This window comes from Streptomyces sp. NPDC087270 (assembly GCF_044744625.1).
Lineage (GTDB): Bacteria > Actinomycetota > Actinomycetes > Streptomycetales > Streptomycetaceae > Actinacidiphila.
In genome coordinates this window covers 351729-368287 of record NZ_JBIUYR010000008.1, presented here as the reverse complement: position 1 = coordinate 368287, position 16559 = coordinate 351729, and the positions used below count along the sequence as shown (strand labels likewise).

16 protein-coding genes are annotated in these 16559 nt (G+C 72.9%); 7 read left to right on the top strand and 9 right to left on the bottom strand.

All coding sequences use genetic code 11. The features are described 5' to 3' along the window. A partial coding sequence (locus ACIPAE_RS18925) for an acyl-CoA dehydrogenase family protein (protein WP_402446474.1) occupies window positions 1-424 on the bottom strand: 424 nt, incomplete at its 3' end. Window positions 425-504: 80 nt separating this feature from the next. Here ACIPAE_RS18925 and ACIPAE_RS18920 point away from each other — a divergent pair. The 4 genes from ACIPAE_RS18920 to ACIPAE_RS18905 all read left to right on the top strand — a co-directional run bounded on the left by ACIPAE_RS18920 (window position 505) and on the right by ACIPAE_RS18905 (window position 3233). After that, on the top strand, window positions 505-1245 hold the full coding sequence (locus tag ACIPAE_RS18920) for a TetR family transcriptional regulator (RefSeq protein WP_402446472.1): 741 nt from the start codon (window positions 505-507) through the stop codon (window positions 1243-1245). 148 nt (window positions 1246-1393) lie between these two features. After that, complete coding sequence (locus ACIPAE_RS18915) at window positions 1394-2065, top strand: alpha/beta hydrolase (RefSeq protein ID WP_402446513.1); 672 nt, start codon at window positions 1394-1396, stop codon at window positions 2063-2065. A 40-nt stretch (window positions 2066-2105) separates the two neighbouring features. Continuing rightward, complete coding sequence (locus ACIPAE_RS18910) at window positions 2106-2600, top strand: NUDIX hydrolase (protein ID WP_402446469.1); 495 nt, start codon at window positions 2106-2108, stop codon at window positions 2598-2600. A gap of 69 nt (window positions 2601-2669) precedes the next feature. After that, window positions 2670-3233 (top strand): hypothetical protein, encoded by a 564-nt coding sequence (locus tag ACIPAE_RS18905; protein WP_402446468.1) that lies wholly within the window; start codon window positions 2670-2672, stop codon window positions 3231-3233. Here the strand turns inward: ACIPAE_RS18905 and ACIPAE_RS18900 are convergent. Next, window positions 3230-3913: a response regulator gene (locus ACIPAE_RS18900; RefSeq protein WP_402446465.1), complete on the bottom strand. Its 684-nt coding sequence runs from the start codon at window positions 3911-3913 to the stop codon at window positions 3230-3232. The genes ACIPAE_RS18905 and ACIPAE_RS18900 overlap by 4 nt on opposite strands. Beyond that, the gene (locus tag ACIPAE_RS18895) at window positions 3910-5652 is read right to left on the bottom strand and encodes an ATP-binding protein (protein WP_402446463.1); all 1743 of its coding nucleotides are present in this window, start codon (window positions 5650-5652) and stop codon (window positions 3910-3912) included. Before ACIPAE_RS18895 ends, ACIPAE_RS18900 begins: the two co-directional genes overlap by 4 nt. 222 nt (window positions 5653-5874) lie before the next feature. On the opposite strand from ACIPAE_RS18895, the gene ACIPAE_RS18890 reads away from it, so the two are divergent. Further along, on the top strand, window positions 5875-7266 hold the full coding sequence (locus ACIPAE_RS18890; RefSeq protein ID WP_366413564.1) for a cation:dicarboxylate symporter family transporter: 1392 nt from the start codon (window positions 5875-5877) through the stop codon (window positions 7264-7266). A 71-nt stretch (window positions 7267-7337) separates the two neighbouring features. Here the strand turns inward: ACIPAE_RS18890 and ACIPAE_RS18885 are convergent, their stop codons facing one another. The 6 genes from ACIPAE_RS18885 to ACIPAE_RS18860 form a co-directional block, all read right to left on the bottom strand. Further along, window positions 7338-8330 carry a hypothetical protein gene (locus ACIPAE_RS18885; RefSeq protein ID WP_402446461.1) on the bottom strand — a complete coding sequence of 331 codons (993 nt, stop codon included), beginning with the start codon at window positions 8328-8330 and terminating at the stop codon, window positions 7338-7340. A 2-nt stretch (window positions 8331-8332) separates the two neighbouring features. Continuing rightward, entirely contained in the window at window positions 8333-9259 is a 927-nt protein-coding gene (locus ACIPAE_RS18880; RefSeq protein WP_402446458.1) for an SRPBCC family protein, read from the bottom strand. Window positions 9260-9265: 6 nt separating this feature from the next. After that, complete coding sequence (locus ACIPAE_RS18875) at window positions 9266-9973, bottom strand: hypothetical protein (protein ID WP_402446456.1); 708 nt, start codon at window positions 9971-9973, stop codon at window positions 9266-9268. Between the two features lie 602 nt (window positions 9974-10575). Next, window positions 10576-11592 carry an iron-containing redox enzyme family protein gene (locus ACIPAE_RS18870; RefSeq protein WP_329361180.1) on the bottom strand — a complete coding sequence of 339 codons (1017 nt, stop codon included), beginning with the start codon at window positions 11590-11592 and terminating at the stop codon, window positions 10576-10578. Further along, window positions 11576-11794 (bottom strand): CDGSH iron-sulfur domain-containing protein, encoded by a 219-nt coding sequence (locus tag ACIPAE_RS18865; RefSeq protein WP_402446510.1) that lies wholly within the window; start codon window positions 11792-11794, stop codon window positions 11576-11578. Before ACIPAE_RS18865 ends, ACIPAE_RS18870 begins: the two co-directional genes overlap by 17 nt. Window positions 11795-11963: 169 nt before the next feature. Next, window positions 11964-12647 carry a HemK2/MTQ2 family protein methyltransferase gene (locus ACIPAE_RS18860; RefSeq protein WP_402446453.1) on the bottom strand — a complete coding sequence of 228 codons (684 nt, stop codon included), beginning with the start codon at window positions 12645-12647 and terminating at the stop codon, window positions 11964-11966. Window positions 12648-13102: 455 nt separating this feature from the next. Here ACIPAE_RS18860 and ACIPAE_RS18855 point away from each other — a divergent pair, with 455 nt between their 5' ends. Both ACIPAE_RS18855 and ACIPAE_RS18850 read left to right on the top strand, forming a co-directional pair. Continuing rightward, window positions 13103-14677, top strand: a complete 1575-nt coding sequence (locus ACIPAE_RS18855; protein ID WP_402446450.1) for an FMN-binding glutamate synthase family protein — start codon at window positions 13103-13105, stop codon at window positions 14675-14677. Window positions 14678-14707: 30 nt separating this feature from the next. Continuing rightward, window positions 14708-16465 carry a thiamine pyrophosphate-dependent enzyme gene (locus tag ACIPAE_RS18850; protein ID WP_402446447.1) on the top strand — a complete coding sequence of 586 codons (1758 nt, stop codon included), beginning with the start codon at window positions 14708-14710 and terminating at the stop codon, window positions 16463-16465. Window positions 16466-16559: the final 94 nt, after the last annotated feature.

The window sequence follows — 16559 nt, the reverse complement described above, 5'->3', positions numbered from 1 at the left end:
CGCGGGTCTTCATCCCCGCCGCGTCCGAACCCGCCTCCGGCTCCGACAGCGCGTAGGAGAACATGCCCTCCTTACGCGCCAGCGCTCCCAGGTACTTCGCCTTCAACTCCTCCGACCCCGACAGCTGCACCGGCATCGACCCCAGCTTGTTCACCGCCGGGATCAGCGAGGACGACGCGCACACCCGCGCCACCTCCTCGATCACGATCACCGTCGACAACGCGTCCGCCCCCGAACCGTCGTACGCCTCAGGAACATGGATCGCGTGCAGGTCGTTCGCCTCCAGCGCGTCCCGCGCCTCCTGCGGGAAACGGCCCTGCTCATCGACCTCCGCGGCGAACGGCGCGATCTTCGCCTCGGCCAGCGACCGGACGGCATCGCGGAGCATCTCATGCTCCTCGGACAGGCGATACAGGTCTGACATAGCACTCCCCAGAATGGCACTCAGTGCCGATATTTTACACACTGAGTGCCACAGGGGAAGGGAGCCTGTACGTTCGTGCCATGAGCGATCGCCACGATGAGCCGTTTCCCGACGTCCCCGGCGGAGCCGGTGCCGCGGAGGGCCAGGAGAAGACCCCGATCAGGGATCTGCTCGTGGCCGCCGCGTTCGAGCTCTTCGCCGAACACGGCTACGACGGCACGACCGTCGACGACATCGTGCGGCGGGCCGGCGTGGGCCGGCGGTCCTTCTTCCGGTACTTCCCCACCAAGGAGGAAGTCGTCTTCCCCGACCACGAGGGCGCGTTGGCCGACATGGTCGGCTACCTCGACGAGGGCGCCCACGACCCCGACCCGGTCGGCCGCGCCTGCGGTGCGGCCCGCCTGGTCATGCGCATGTACGCGCAGAACCCCGAGTTCTCGGTCAAGCGGTACGCCCTCACCCGCAAGGTGCCCGCGCTCAAGACCCACGAGACGGCTGTGGTCTGGCGGTACGAACGCGCGCTGGCCGCCTACCTCGAACGCCGGTTCTCCGCCCTGCCCGACGGGGGCGCGCGGGCGTACACCGTCGCCGCGAGCGTGGTCGCCGCGCACAACTACGGCCTGCGCAGCTGGCTGCGCTCCGGCGCCCGCGGCGACGTGGCCGCGGCCGTCGACCAGGCCCTCGACCTGGTCCACCGCACCTGGGGCGACACCGGGGAGACCCTCGTCCTGGTCACCAGGAGCAGCACCCCCCTGTGGCAGATCGTGCAACGACTCGAGGGCGCCCGACGGGAGGGCGATCAGGAACCGCGTTCCCTCTGAAAGGGGCACTCCGTTCCCTCCTGCGAGGCGGCGAGGTCGTCCGCTCCGAGGCGCTCACGTGCACCCGTGTGCTGCCGGCGTGGCCGGCCGCGCGCAGGCGATCATGGCCACGGGAGAAGTGGACGCGCTGCCGGATCGGGGGCTCATCGTGAACGGTGTGGTGCTGGTGCACGGGCTGTACCACGACCCGCGGCACTTCGACCTGGTGGTCGCGGAGCTGGCTGCCGCCGGAGTCGAGGTGGCCGTCCCGGAACTGCATCGCGGCTCGCTCGCAGCCGACACCGCGGCGGTGCAGGCCGTCGTGGACGCCATGGCCGAGCCTCCCCTGATCATGGGCCACTCCTACGGCGGGTCGGTCGTCACCGGCCTGACGGGGGCGGCTCATCTGGTGTACCTGGCGGCGTTCGTTCCCGACGAGGGGGAAAGCGCGGCCGGTCTCGGTGGTTCGAGCGCGCTCCTCGCGTCCGCCATCGTGCGCGACGACGACGGCCGGACCCGTGTGGACGCCACGGCGGCCGTGGAAGCGTTCTACGCGGACGCTCCGATCGAGCGGGCGGCCTGGGCCGCGTCACTGCTGCGGCCCCGGAAACCGGGTTGCGGTCGGGGCGTGCCCCCGCGCCGATCCTGGCGTTGCACGCCTTCCACCTACGTGACCTGCGCTCGGGATCGCGCCGTTGACCCCGACCTTCAGCGGAGGATGAGCGGGCGCTGTTCCCGCGCGCTGACCTGGCACACGAGTCACTCGCCGTTCGTCAGCCGGCCCGGGAGGGTCGCGGCTCTCCTGCGGAGCCTGCTTCTCCCCGCCGACGGGCACCCCTGACAGCCGATCCGTTGGTGCGGTGGGCGGTTAGTGTGCCGGGATGCCGTCCGTGAAGCTGCGTCCTGCCGTCCGTGCGCTCATCCTCGACGAGCAGGACCGCATCCTGCTGTGCCGTCACGTCCTTTCGCGGCCCGCGGGGAGGGTGGTGTGGGCGGCCGCCGGCGGCGGGATCGAGCCGGGCGAGACGCCCCTTGCCGCGCTCCGCCGTGAGGTGCGGGAGGAGGTGGGGCTGGTTCTCGGGGGCGATCCGCCGCACGTCTGGCACCAGGAAGCCGTGGGCCCCGGGTACGCCGCGGGCTACGAGGGGGTCAGCAACGACTACTTCCTCGTGCGCACCACCACGTTCACTCCCCGCGGGTCCCTGTCCGACGAGCAGCTCGCCGCGGAGGCCATCCGCGGGCTGAAGTGGTGGCACCTGCGCGAGATCGCTTCGTACGCGGGCAGCGATCTCTTCTCCCCCCGCGACCTCGCGACTCCTTTGACCGCGCTGGTCGCCACCGGCCCTCCGGCACGGCCGGTGCGGCTCGGCGTCTGAGCAGGCAGCCCCGTATCGGGGGACGGGCGGAACCCGCTTTCGCGGGCGGGCGGTTCGAGGGGTGGACAGATGCTGGTGACGTTGACCGGAGGGGCCGGGGCGGGAAAGACCACGCTGGCCGCCGCGCTGGCGGCTGCCGCGCCCCGGTTCCCCGTACGGGTGCTGCACGGTGACGACTACTACTTCCGCAGTCCCGAGCGCGGGGTGTGGGCGCCGGACGAGGCCGGGGCTCCGCGGCTGGACGTGGGCGACCCGCGGTCGCTGGACCTCGTACGCCTCGCCGCCGACGCCGACACCGCGCTGGCCGCCTCGGCCGTCGTCATCGTCGAGGGCCTCTTCGCCCGGCACCTCGAGTCTCGGGCGGCGGACGTGCGCTTCGACGTCTTCGTCGACCTGCCCGCCGACCTCCGCCTGGTCCGGAAGATCGAGCGCAAGTGCCTGCGGGACGGGTTCCCGCTCGACGTGCTCCTCCGCAACTACCGGCTCCACCGGCGCGGCGCCCACGCACGGCACGTCGAGCCGGTCCGCGACGACTGCGACCTGGTCGTCGACGGCGCCCTCCCCGTCGACGGCCTCGCCCGACAGGTCTGGGCGGCGATCGCCGCCGACGGGCTCCCTCCGGGCTCGGCCTAATCGGCGGTCAGCCAGCGGTAGTGCAGCTCCGGGCGGCCGACCTGGCCGTACTGCGGGCTGCGCTCGACGCGGCCCTGCTCGACCAGGTGTTCCAGGTAACGGCGGGCCGTGATGCGGGAGATGCCGGCCGACGCTGCGGTCGCGGCCGCCGTCAGCCCGGCCGGGGCGACCCTGAGCGTGCGGACGACCGTCTCCAGCGTGGGGGCGCTGAGCCCCTTGGGCAGGGCCGCGGGCCTCGACGGGCGCAGCGTGGCCAGGGCCCGGTCGACCTCGTCCTGGCTGCCCGCCTCTCCTGCCGCGGCCCGGAACCGGGCGTAGCCGAGCAGCCGGTCGCGGAGCGTGGCGAACGCGAAGGGCTTGAGGATGTACTGCACGACGCCGAGCGAGACGCCCTCGCGGACCACCGCCAGGTCGCGGGCGGAGGTCACCGCGATGACGTCCATCCGGTGACCGGCGGCGCGCAGCGAACGGGCGAGCTCCAGGCCGTGGCCGTCGGGCAGGTAGAGATCGAGCAGGATCAGGTCGACCGGGGCGCGCAGCAGCAGGCGGCGGGCCTGCGCCGCGTTGTGGGCCTTGCCGACGGCGGCGAATCCGGGCACGCGGTCGACGTAGAGCGCGTGCGCGTCGGCGGCGACCGGGTCGTCCTCGACCACGAGCACGCGGATGGCCTGCTCGCTCATGCCTGTCCTCCTCCTGCCGGCCGGCCGGCGCCTTCTCGGGTGGGTACGGACACCGGTCCGGGGACGGGGACGGGGACGGGGACAGATACGGCTACGGGTACGGGGATCGGCTCGGACACCGGTCCGGGTCCGGGCTCCGGGCGCGGGGGCAGCCGCGCGGTGAAGACGGCGCCGCCCTCGGGCCCGGCGGTCAGCGTGAGCGTGCCGCCGTTGCGCGTCACGGCCTGCCGGGCCAGGGCTAGGCCGAGCCCGCGGCCGCCGGTCGGCGCGGGCTTCGTCGACCAGCCCCGTTCGAAGACCGCGTCGGTGTCGCCGGAGGGTACGCCGGGACCGGTGTCGGCCACCCGCAGCAGCAGCCCGGCGGGGGCCTCGCGGGCGGCGGTGACCGTGACCTCGATCCGTGCGGCCGGCAGGCCCTGTGTCGCGTCGACGGCGTTGTCGATCAGGTTGCCCAGGATGGTGACCAGGTCGCGCGGTGCCAGGCCGGCGGGCAGCAGCCCGTCCTCCAGCCGGCTGTCGTCCGTGATCACCAGCTCGACCCCCTGCTCGTTGGCCTGCGCCGCCTTGCCCAGCAGGAGCGCGGCAAGCACGGGTTCGTCGACCGCCGCGACCACCTGGTCGGTGAGGGCCTGCGCCGCCCGCAGTTCGGACGTCGCGAAGTCCACCGCCTCGCTGCCGCGGCCCAGTTCGACCAGCGAGACGACCGTGTGCAGCCGGTTGGCCGCCTCGTGCGCCTGGGCGCGCAGGGCCCGGCTGAAGCCGCGTTCGGAGTCCAGTTCGCCCATCACCACCTGGAGTTCGGTGTGGTCGCGCAAGGTCACCATGGTGCCGCGCTGCTCGCCGCCGGAGACCGGCGCGGTGTTGACGACGACGACCCGCTCGGCGGTCAGGTGGAGTTCGTCGACGCGCGCCTCGGGGGCGAGCAGCGCCGCGGTCAGGGCGTCGGGCAGGCCGAGTTCGGCGACCTGCCGGCCCACGGCCTCCTCGTCCAGGCCCAGCAGTTCGCGCCCGCCGTCGTTGATGAGCGCGATGCGCTGCTCGCCGTCGAGCAGCAGCAGTCCCTCCCGTACGGCGTGCAGCGCGGCCTGGTGGTAGTCGTGCATGCGGTGCAGGTCGCGGGCGTTCATGCCGTGGGTGTGGCGGCGCAACCGGGCGTTGACCAGGTAGCTGCCGATCCCGCCGAGGGCCAGCGCGCCGGCCGCGACGCCGATCAGCGCGGCCAGTTGCTTGCGGGAGCGCGCGCTGATCGCCTCGACGGTGATGCCGGCGCTGACCAGTCCGGTGATCCGGGTGCCGGACCGGATGGGGGTGATCACCCGTACCGACGGCCCGAGCGTGCCGGTGTAGGTCTCGGCGAAGGTGTGGCCGTGCAGCGCCGGTGCGATGTGGCCCAGGTAGCGATGGCCGATCTCGGCGGGGTCGGGGTGGGTCCAGCGGATGCCGTGGGTGTCCATGATCGTCACGAAGTCCACCCCGGTGTCGCGCTGCACGGACCGTGCGTACGGCTGGAGTTCCGCCGTGGGATCGCCGCCGCGCGCGGCCTGCTCCACCGCGGGGGTGTCGGCGACCGCCCGGGCCACCGCGGTGGCCTGGCGGCGGGCGGACTGCTCGGCCTGGCGCCCGTCGCTGACGTAGCCGAAGATCGCGCAGGCGGTCACCGCCAGGGCGACCAGGACGGCCTGCATCGCGAACAACTGCCCGGCCAGGCTGCGGGGGTAGGGCATGCGTGGCGCCGCCATGGCATCGGCCCGCCTCTCGACTCTGCGTGAACTCAACGAACACAACCGTGACGCACGTCACGTGGCCCGCGATAGTCGCGGAGACCGCCAGGACGTGAGCCGCACGCACTGCCGTGTCCCGGACGCCCGCCCGCCCGCGAGCCCGTGAACCCGCGAAACCGCGGCCCCACGACCCTGGGGCGCACGTCCCGGACGCCACCGACGTCGTCAAGGAGACCAGCCATGCCCGTATCGCCGGCGGGGGCACCGCCCGCCCCCCAACGGGACCGCACACAGTACCTGTACCTCGCCGTGATCGTCGCGGTGCTGCTCGGCATCGCCACGGGCTTCCTGTGGCCGCACTTCGCCAGGGAACTCAAGCCGCTGGGAACCGGGTTCGTCTCCTTGATCGAGATGATGATCTCGCCGGTGATCTTCTGCACGATCGCGCTCGGCGTCGGCTCGGTCCGGCAGGCGGCGAAGGTCGGCCGGGTCGGCGGCCTCGCGCTCGGCTACTTCGTGGTCATGTCGGCGGTCGCGCTGGCCATCGGCCTGGTCGTCGGCAACATCCTGCACCCGGGCGCCGGACTCCACCTGACCGAGGCGACCCGGCACATCGGCCATACCGCGGCGGCCGACGCCCATGTCGGCCCGGTCGACTTCCTGCTGGGCATCATCCCCACCAGCCTGCTGTCGGCCCTCACCCAGGGCCAGGTGCTCCAGACGCTGCTGGTCGCCCTGCTGGTCGGCTTCGGCCTCCAGGCGATGGGGCGCTCCGGAGAGCCGGTGCTGCGCGGCATCGGGCACCTCCAGAAGCTGGTGTTCCGGGTGCTGTCCATGATCCTGTGGGCCGCGCCGATCGGGGCGTTCGGGGCGATGGCCGCGGTCATCGGCGAGACGGGCACGGACGCGCTCAAGGCCCTGGCCACCATCATGATCGGCTTCTACACGACCTGCGTGCTGTTCGTCGTCGTGGTGCTCGGCACGGTGCTGCGGCTGGCCACCGGCGTCAACCTGTTCCGGCTGCTGAAGTACCTCGGCCGGGAGTTCCTGCTGATCCTGTCCACCTCGTCGTCGGAGTCCGCGCTGCCCCGGCTCATCGCGAAGATGGAGCACCTGGGCGTCAGCCGCCCGGTCGTCGGTGTCACGGTGCCGGCCGGGTACTCCTTCAACCTCGACGGCACCATGATCTACCTGACCATGGCCTCGCTGTTCATCGCGGACGCGCTCGACCGGCCGATGGGCCTGGGCCAGCAGATCGGCCTGCTGCTGTTCATGATGCTGGCCTCCAAGGGCGCCGCGGGCGTGTCGGGTTCCGGGATCGCCGTCCTGGCCAGCGGCCTCCAGTCGCACCAGCCCGCGCTGGTCGACGGCGTCGGCCTGATCGTCGGCATCGACCGCTTCATGAGCGAGGCGCGCGCCTTGACCAACTTCGCCGGCAACGCGGTGGCCACCCTGCTCGTCGGGACCTGGGTGCACGAGGTCGACAAGGAGCGGGTCGCGCGGGTGCTGGCGGGCGAGTTGCCGTTCGACGAACGCACCCTGGTGGACGCGGAGCCGGCGTCCACCCCCGAGGCCGCCGGCGCCCCCGAGGTCCCAGCCCCCGGCGGCGCCCCGGACCCCGCCTACGGGTGAGGCGATCGCGCGGCCCGCGTAGCGGGCGCCCGGCGGTCTACGGGTAGTACGGGGTATAGGTGACCGCGGGGTCAGCGTGGCCGGTGGCGGCGGGAGGCGGCCGCGCGGCGCGAGGGAGCGGGACGGCGGTGGCCGTGGCGACGGGGGCGGTGCCGGGAAGGACCGGCGTACTCGGGTGCGCGCTCTTGCGGCCGCTCGGCGTCCGGCGCCGTGCTCTCCTTCTCCGCGTCCTCCGCGTCCTCCGCGCCCCCCGCGCCCTCCACGGCGCCCTTCGCGGTCTCGCCGGCCTCGTCCGCGGCGGACTCCGTGGCCCCGTCCGCGAGGTCCTTCGCCGTATCCACCGTGTCCGCCGCGCCTTCCGCGGTCGTGCTCGCCGTCGCGCTGATGTCCTCGACGGCTTCGCCCGCGGCATCGGACGCCGTGTCCGCGACCTCCCCCGCGGCGTCGCCCACCGCCGACCCGGCCGCCTCCGTGGCCTTGCCGGCACCCGAGCCGACGTCCTCGACGGCCTTGCCGGCGCCCGAGCCGACGTCCTGGACAGCTTCACCCGCGCCCGAGCCGACCTCCTGGACGGCCTCGCCCGCGCCGGCGCCGACATCCTGGACGGCCTCGCCCGCCCCGGAACCCAGTTCGCCGACGGCGCGGCCGGCGCCCTCACCGACGGACCGAGCCGCCTCGCCCACCGGCCGGGTGATCTGTTCGAGGATCTGCGGGTTGCGGTCGATGGTGCGCAGCACGTTGGCAAGGATCGCCGCCACGTTGTCGAGGCGGACCTTGAGCAGCGCCTGCGCCTGGACACCGGTGATGTCGAGTGCGACCCGGCCGAGCACGACGTCCACTCCGACCTCGAGTTTGAGAAGGTCGAGCACTTCCGCATGGAGCGCCACGCGTGCCCGCAGATCCTGGACGTCGAGATCGATCTCGTCGACGTGGAGGTCCTTGACGTCGAGCAGGACGTCCGGATCGTCACTCGTGCTGCGGGCGGCCTCCTGCGGCGCCCCCGCCTCGTCCGGCACCACCTCCACCTCGTGCGAGGTCTCGTCCGTCTTCCGGTCACCGTCCATGGTCAGCCGGCCTCTTCCTCGGCCTCGTCGTCCTCGTCGACGCCTTCTTCTTCCTCGTCGTCCTCGGCGTCCTCGTCGCTGTCGTCCTCGTCGTCCGCTTCCGCCTCCTCCTGTTCCATGGCCTCCTCGTGGCTCTGTACGACCTCGCCCTCGCGGATCTCGCCGCGCCAGCCCTCGGCCTCCTCCTCGGCGAAGGTCACGTACCGCTGGAAGTTCTTGAAGTCCAGCCGCGCCCGGCGGCCCTGAGCACGCCAGAGGTTGCCGGTCTTCTCCACGATGCCGGTCGGGTAGTAGACGAGGACGAGGATGATCCGGGTGAGCGTCGGGGTGATCTCGTGGAAGCTGACGGCACCCTGCGTGGTGCCCAGGGCCCCCTCGGACTTCCAGACGATACGGTCGTCGGGAAGCTGCTCCTGGACGGTCGCCTTCCAACTCCGGGTGGACGGGCCGATCTTGACGGTCCACTCGCTGGTCGCCTCTTCGCCGCGCTCGGCCTGCTGGACCCCCTTGGTGAACCCGCTGAAGTTCTCGTACTCGGTCCAGTGGTCGTACGCGGTGCGCAGCGGGACCCCGACGTCGATCATCTCGACGATGTTCGTGGCCTTGGTGTCGCCCGACGAGTCGTCGCCCGAACCGCCGCCGGAGACGGCGTCCTTGATCTTCCCGGTGACGCCGCTCTTGATGTCCTCGCCCTTCTCGGCGGCGATCGCGGCGGCCGGCGACTCACCGTGCAGGACGCGCTTGCCGACCTTCGGGACGGTGCCGCTGTCCTCGTCGACATCCATCAGCTTGTCGGTCGCGTCGGTCAGCCTGCTTCCGGCCTTGCGGGCGGCGTGCTTGGCGCGGGCGCTGAGATAGTGGCTGACTTCGTGCCTGAGCAGGGTGATCGGGCTCGGGTCGGTTTCGTTGGTCTTCTGGTCGGTCGCCATGAACGGTCACCTCTCCCGCCGGGCCTGCGGGGTTGCCTTCTTGCCGGGTCGGCTCTTCTTCGCCGTCGTCTTCCGAGCGGGTGACGGCTTCTTGCCGCCGGGTTTTCCGCTCGGTGCCTTCGCCGCGGCCGGCTTCTTCGGAGCCGCCCGCTTCTTGGGTGCCGCCCGCTTCTCCGGCACGGCCTTCTTGGCAGCCTTCTTGGCGGCCGGTTTGGCGGCCTTCTTGGCGGCCGTCTTCGGCGCGGGCGGTTCGGCTTCACCCCCCGCCTCGTCCTCGACGGCGGTGTCGTCGTCGGCATCGCCGCCGTTGCCGTCGCTGCTGTCGGCCGCCTCCGGTGCCGCCGATTCCCCGTCGTCCGCGGGTTCGTCGTTCAGGCCGAGCGTGCGCTCGTGCAGCGCCCCGGTGAGCGCCGTGATGCCGTGGTTCGCCACGCCGCGGGCGGCCCGGCTGAGGCGGCCGTGCGCGTGCGCACCGCTGCCGGTGCCGTGGCCGCCCTCCGGGGCCGTGCCGCCGTCGTCGTCGCCACCACCCTTGAGGGACGCCGGTACGCCGGGCACCTTGCGGACGCCGTCCGCCACGAGCGAGCCCGGCCGCAGGCCCCTGCCGGCCAGCAACGCGGCGGCGGTCAGCGCCATCTGGCCCTTCTTGCCGCGGCCGAGCAGGTACCCTCCGGCCACGGCCGCGGCCATGCCGAGGTTCTTCGGTTCGCCCATCACGCTTCGCCTTCTCACCGTCGAGTGCGCGGTTCCGGACGAGGTCCGGCATCGCGTCCGAGGCCGGCTCCTCCGCACGCCGGGGTGGCCGCGCGAAGTGGTCACGTCCACGAGTCGCCGCCCGGCCGCCTCCCGCCCGGGATGGCACCAGAGGTGCGGCCCGGGGTGGTCCGCCTTCACGGCACCTCGCCCTTCCAGCCAGTCTCGTCCTCTTCCACGGCTTCGCATCTGGAGAGGACGACATGCCGCTGACGCTTCCGCCGCCGACGACCTGAATCAGCGCGGCACACCGCCTGTTGGGCCGCGAAAGACACCTGTTGTCGGCCGACCACGGACAGCGCCCGCGCGGTCACTCCTCGGCTCGTACGCCCCCGCGCGCAGCTCAGCTTGACCGCGGTGAGCCTCCGGGATGTGTCCGTCTGCGGGCAGCCGAGTTCAACCCCCGATCCACCGCTGCGTACGTTCCCCGCCGGGCCGCGAACCGGGCGGCCGAGCGGACCCGCCCGTCGCCGGCCGGGCCGGCGGTCCGAAGACACCCGGCCGGCGGCGGGCGACGGCAGGCACGGCGGCGACGCCACGTCGGCGAGGGCCGCCGCCTGCCGTCACAGCGGGTGGCGCAGGGCCGATCCTCCCGACCGCCACGCACCCAGGAGGTGCGCGGCCAGGCGGTCCTCCAGGAGGACGGTGGTGTCCACCCCGAAGGCGACGTCGCCGGCCAGGTGCGGCTCGTCGGCGAGCAACCCGCCGACCACCTCGTGCCGTACCACCTGCTCGTGGACCGCGTCGGCCTCGACGTGCTCGGTGTAGAACCGCACCGCCGCAGGGCCGGCCCCGGTACGGCGCATGGCGGCGGCCAGTCGCCGCGAGCCGGGCGACGAGGTCACCTCGACGCAGCCGAAGTGCCCCACCAGAGCCCCCCGCGACCTGCGGTGCATGCCGAACAGGGTCATCAGGTTGACGACGGCGAGCATCTCCGCGGGCGCGTGGTCCACGTAGCGGCCGTAGGCGGTGTCCAGGTCCAGGTCGTCCATCAGGTCGGCGAAGAGCCGGGCGTGCACCTCCTCGGCCCTCCCCGCGCCGAACTCGTCGTACTCGATGGCGACCATGGCGGCCTTCGCCCGCCCGCGCAGTCGCGGGATGACCCAGGCGTGCGGGTCGGCCTCCTTCAGGTGGTACAGCGAGCGCAGGGCCGCGTACTCGCGCACCTGCCCCAGGGCGCCTTCGTGTTCGAGGTGGTACGCGACGCTCCCGCTCCGGTCGGCGGGCTCGACGAGGAGGTCGGCGAACGCGTCCTCCGGAGCGCGGCCGGGTACGTCGTCGCGCAGTGCACGCAGGAAGCGGTCCTCCAGCGCCTCCCGGAGCGGCGCGAGGACGGGCGCCCATTCCATGGACTCGTCGACCCCGGCGAAGCCACGGTAGTGCAGTTCGTACAGGAGGTAGAGGGCCAGTTGCAGGTCGTCCCCGTAGGGCGCGTCGGTCGTGGCCGCGTGGCGCAGGTGGTGCGGGCCGGGCCGGTGGTTCGCGGTCAGGGCCACCACCACGGCGCTCGACAGCGGTCCGCGTGAGCTGGGCACCGCGGGTGCGGTCCGGTCGCGCTCGGTGCTATTCCGGGTCGCCACGTGGCTCGTCCCTTCCGGATTGTTCGGTCACGCACGGACGGCGGTGACGGCGGTGGCTGGTGTCGCACCAGGGGGCGGTTCGGGTACGCCGGCACGTGCAGATCGCGACCGCGAACCGGTCGCTGGCAGCCACGGTGCCGTCTTCACGGACCACCTCGACCGGGCCCTCGACCAGGATCGGCCCCTCGGGATCGACGGTGATCCGGCGGGGGCGGCGATCCCGTACGGCGTCGCGCGACTCGGGCTCGCGCGGCTCGACTTCACGAGGGTCGGGGTGCGCGACGGCCTCGCGTGAGTCCGCCCCGCGTGAGCCGGCCCCGCGTGACCCGGCGTCGTGCGTCTCGGCGTCGTGCGTCTCGGCGTCGTGCGTCTCAGGTTCGCGCGGCACGGATCACCACCAGTTCCTCGTGCTCTTCGCCCGGCCCGATCAGGCCCTGCGCCCGCAGCCAGGGCAGGCGGCGTCCGAGTACCGGCCCGAAGGGCACGTATTCACGCGCCACGACCTCGGCGGCCAGACCGGCACTCTCCAGTTGCCCCAGGGTGAGGTCCACCCCGCACAGGCCGGAGTGCACCATCAGCAGGACGCCGGCCGGGCGCAGCAGCGCCGGAGCGTGCGCGCAGACCCGGTCCACGACGTGTCTCCCGTCGTTTCCCGCGTCCCAGGCCCTGGCGGCGCCGGCCGGCGGCCTCGACTGCGGCGAGGGCACATAGGGCGGGTTGGTCACGACCATGTCGTAGGTGCGCCCCCGGGCCGGGCCGGCCAGGTCGCCGCGGCGGACCCGAACGCGCTGCCGCTGCAACACCGCGTTGGCACGGGCGCTCAGCACCGCCCGCCAGGAGACGTCGGTGGCAGCCACCCGGGCGCCCATGCGAGCGGCCAGCACCGCCAGCGCCCCGCTGCCGGTTCCGATCTCGAGTACGTCCGCGCCTGCGAGCGCTTCCTCCGCCCGCAGGGCACGGCCGAGCAGCCGCGTGTCGGCCTGCGGCAGGTACACCCCCGGTAGCGCCCACACCTTGCCGGAGCCCCGGCGGAGCGGCTCAGCGACGGTCGTCACGGAAACACCTCTCGGTCTTGCGGTCCCGGCCTCCCCGGGGCCGCCGGTGTCGCAGGTCGAGCCTGTCGGTATCGAGGGGCTCACCGGCATCGGGGAACTCACCGGCCCGGACGGAGCAGGGCCTGCGTGCGGCCGTCGCCGCGCTCGGGCGACCGCGGGCCGGATGTCGCCCGGAAGGGATCTATGGTGCATAGCGTGGCCAAAGCCTTCAAACGTGGCATCTCCATGTCCAGTCGGTTACCCCCGCACCGGGAATGACACGTGCCGGGCCGCATCGAAGCACGTCCCTCACGAAAATCGGTCGGCCCGGACACGGTCCGTGAAGGGCACCGGGAGGCGGTCACGGCGGGGCCGGGCCGCCCGAGCCCGGGTATGACCGAACGTCGTCGGGCATGACCGGAACTTGACGCGGCGGGCAGCATGCGGAGGACCTGCGCGGTAATGCGGCAGGGGTGATGAGATCCCTTGCGGTGGCCCTGACCCTGCTCGCCGCCGTTGCCGCGGCCGTCGCCGCGGTGGCGGCCAGTCCGTGGTGGTGGGTCGCCACGGTGCCTCTTGCCGCGCTGGGGCTGCTCGGCTTGTACGACCTGTCGCAGCGCCGCCACTCGGTCCTGCGCAACTACCCGGTCCTCGGCCACGCCCGTTTCCTGCTGGAGAAGATCCGTCCGGAGCTCCAGCAGTACTTCATCGAGCGGAACTTCGACGGGCGCCCCTTCGACCGTGACACCCGCAGCATCGTCTACGAGCGGGCCAAGGGCACCGACGCGGAGCAGCCGTACGGCACCGAGCGGGACGTCTACGCGACCGGCCACGAGTTCCTCGTCCCGTCCATGGCCCCGCGCCCGGTGCCCGACGAGCCGCCGCGGGTACGCATCGGCGGCCCGGACTGCACCAAGCCGTACGACATGGCGCTGTTGAACGTGTCCGCCATGAGCTTCGGATCTCTGTCGGCCCAGGCGGTCATGGCCCTCAACAAGGGAGCGGCGGCAGGCGGGTTCGCGCACGACACGGGCGAGGGCGGCCTGTCGGAGTACCACCTGCGGCACGGTGGTGACCTGGTCTGGGAGATCGGCACCGGCTACTTCGGCTGCCGCGACAAGGACGGCGGCTTCGATCCCGGGGAGTTCGCCGACAAGGCCGGTCACGACAACGTCAAGTGCGTGTCGCTGAAGCTCTCCCAGGGGGCCAAGCCCGGCATCGGGGGCGTGCTGCCCGGTGCCAAGGTCAACGCGGAGATCGCCCGGGTGCGGGACGTCCCGCAGGGGCGGACCGTCGTGTCGCCGCCCTACCACCGGGCGTTCGGCACCCCCCGCGAACTGGTCCGGTTCGTCGCCCGGATGCGCGAGCTCTCCGGTGGCAAACCGGCCGGATTCAAGCTCTGCGTCGGCTCGCGCGCCCAGTTCCTGGCCGTCTGCAAAGCGATGGTCGAGGAGGGCACCACACCGGACTTCATCATCGTCGACGGCGCTGAAGGAGGCACCGGCGCGGCGCCGCTGGAGTTCGCCGACCACATCGGCACCCCTCTCACCGAGGGTCTGATCACCGTGCACAACGCGCTGGTCGGCGCCGGGCTGCGGGACCGGGTCCGGATCGGCGCCAGCGGCAAGATCGCCACCGGCTCCGACCTCGTCAAGCGGATGCTCCAGGGCGCCGACTACGGCAACGCCGCCCGCGCCATGATGTTCGCGGTCGGGTGCATCCAGGCCCAGCGCTGCCACACCAACACCTGCCCGGTCGGCGTCACCACCCAGGACCCGCGGCGCGCCCGCGCCCTGGACGTGGGCGACAAGTCGGCGCGCGTGCAGCGCCTGCAGTCCGCGACGGTGGCCAGCGCGCTGCAGATCATGGCGTCCATGGGTGTCGGCGACGCGTCCCAGCTGCGTCCGCACATGCTGCGGCGGCGGATCGATCCGTACACCGTCCGCTCCTACGAGGAGTTGTACGACTGGTTGTCGCCCGGGCAGCTCCTGGCGGAGCCGCCCGCGTCATGGGCCGCCGACTGGGCCGCCGCCGATCCCGACCACTTCTGAGCCGTCCCAACCACCCCTGTTGGAGGAACCGTGGCCCGCACCGTTGCCCGCGTCATCGTGGACGCTCTCGCCGAACTCGAAGTGCGCCAGGTCTTCGGCGTCGTAGGCGACGCCCTGAACCCGTTGACCGACGCCATCCGCACCACCGACGGCGTGGAGTGGGTGGGCTGCCGGCACGAGGAGGCCGCGGCCTTCGCCGCGAGCGCCCAGTCCCAGCTCACCGGGCGGCTCGCGGTGTGCATGGGCACGGTCGGCCCGGGCTCGGTGCACCTGCTCAACGGCCTCTACGACGCGGCCAAGAGCCACACCCCGGTGCTGGTCATCGCCGGGCAGGTGCCGCTGGCGGAGCTGGGCAGCGACTACTTCCAGGAGGTCGACAACGACGCGCTCTTCAGCGACGTGGCCGTCTTCCGCGCCACGATCACCTCCCCCGGGCAACTGCCGCTGCTGCTGGAGACCGCGGTCCGCAACGCCCTCGGGCGCAAGGGCGTCGCGGTGCTGACGGTGCCCGGCGACATCGGCGAGCAGGAACTCCCCGACGACCGGCCGTCCCGCTTCTCGGTCACCACGCCGACCACCCGCCCGGACGAGGACGCCGTGCGCGCGGCCGCCGGCCTGCTGGAGGAGGCCGAGCGGGTCACCCTGCTGGTCGGGCGCGGCGCGCGTGAGGCCCGCGACCAGGTCCTCGCGCTCGCCGACCGGCTGGCCGCGCCGATGGTGCTCACCTTGAAGGCCAAGGAGGGCTTCGAGGGCGACAACCCCTACCAGGTCGGCCAGACCGGCCTGATCGGCAACCCCGCCGCGGCCGCCGCGCTCCAGGACGCCGACACCCTCCTGCTGCTGGGCACCGACTTCCCGTACCGCGACTGGTATCCCGAGGGCCGCACCGTCGTCCAGGTCGACACCGAGCCGACCCACATCGGGCGCCGGGTGCCGGTGGAGATCGGCCTGGTCGGCGACGTCGGCGCGACGGTCCGCGACCTGCTCGCCCACCTGTCCGCCCCGGCCCCCGACGGCGGCCGTGACCGAGGGCACCTGGAGAAGTCCGTGCGGCACTTCGCGTCCTGGCGCGAGGGCCAGGACCGGCTGGCCGCGCCCGGCCACGACAAGGGGCTGATCGGACGGGTCCGTTCGGCGCTGGACAACCGCGCCCACGACATCCGCCCCGAGGCGCTGGCCGCCGCGGTCGACCGGTACGCCGCCGACGACGCCGTCTTCACCTCCGACACCGGCATGGCCACGGTCTGGCTCTCCCGGTTCGTGGAGATGCGCGGCACGCGCCGCCTGCTGGGCTCCTACAACCTCGGCTCGATGGCCAACGCCATGCCGCACGCGCTCGGCGCGCAATTCCTGGACCGCGACCGGCAGGTCGTCGCGTTCTGCGGCGACGGCGGCCTGAGCATGCTGCTCGGCGACCTGATGACGCTCAGGACCTACGACCTTCCGGTGACGCTCGTCGTCTTCGACAACCGCCGCCTGGGCATGGTGAAACTCGAACAGGAGCAGTCCGGCCTGCCCGAGTTCGGCACCGTCCTGGACAACCCCGACTTCGCCGCGGTCGCGACGGCCCTGGGACTCACCGGCATCCGCGTCACCGACCCCGCCGAACTGGACGAGGCGGTGCGCACCGCGCTGGACGTGCGCGGACCCGTGCTGCTCGATGTCGTCACCAACCCCGACGAGATCGCCGTCCCCGCCAAGCCCACCGTCGAGCAGGGCTGGGGCTTCGCGGTCGCCAAGATGAAGGAGATCGTCCGCAGCCACGGCGACGACTCCCCGGAGGGCTGAGCCACGAGCGCCCCGGCGGGCGGGAGCCGAGTACGCCTCGCGGTGGGGAGGCGACGGGACGCCGGGGCGCGGATGCCGTTTTCGCTGCATGGCG

What these genes read in the sequence shown, in the direction of transcription:
- ACIPAE_RS18920 (WP_402446472.1), top strand. Translation starts at nt 505, where the DNA reads ATGAGCGATCGCCACGATGAGCCGTTTCCCGACGTCCCCGGCGGAGCC.
- ACIPAE_RS18910 (WP_402446469.1), top strand. Translation starts at nt 2,106, where the DNA reads ATGCCGTCCGTGAAGCTGCGTCCTGCCGTCCGTGCGCTCATCCTCGAC.
- ACIPAE_RS18905 (WP_402446468.1), top strand. Translation starts at nt 2,670, where the DNA reads ATGCTGGTGACGTTGACCGGAGGGGCCGGGGCGGGAAAGACCACGCTG.
- ACIPAE_RS18900 (WP_402446465.1), bottom strand. Translation starts at nt 3,913, where the DNA reads ATGAGCGAGCAGGCCATCCGCGTGCTCGTGGTCGAGGACGACCCGGTC.
- ACIPAE_RS18895 (WP_402446463.1), bottom strand. Translation starts at nt 5,652, where the DNA reads ATGGCGGCGCCACGCATGCCCTACCCCCGCAGCCTGGCCGGGCAGTTG.
- ACIPAE_RS18890 (WP_366413564.1), top strand. Translation starts at nt 5,875, where the DNA reads ATGCCCGTATCGCCGGCGGGGGCACCGCCCGCCCCCCAACGGGACCGC.
- ACIPAE_RS18885 (WP_402446461.1), bottom strand. Translation starts at nt 8,330, where the DNA reads ATGGACGGTGACCGGAAGACGGACGAGACCTCGCACGAGGTGGAGGTG.
- ACIPAE_RS18880 (WP_402446458.1), bottom strand. Translation starts at nt 9,259, where the DNA reads ATGGCGACCGACCAGAAGACCAACGAAACCGACCCGAGCCCGATCACC.
- ACIPAE_RS18875 (WP_402446456.1), bottom strand. Translation starts at nt 9,973, where the DNA reads ATGGGCGAACCGAAGAACCTCGGCATGGCCGCGGCCGTGGCCGGAGGG.
- ACIPAE_RS18855 (WP_402446450.1), top strand. Translation starts at nt 13,103, where the DNA reads ATGAGATCCCTTGCGGTGGCCCTGACCCTGCTCGCCGCCGTTGCCGCG.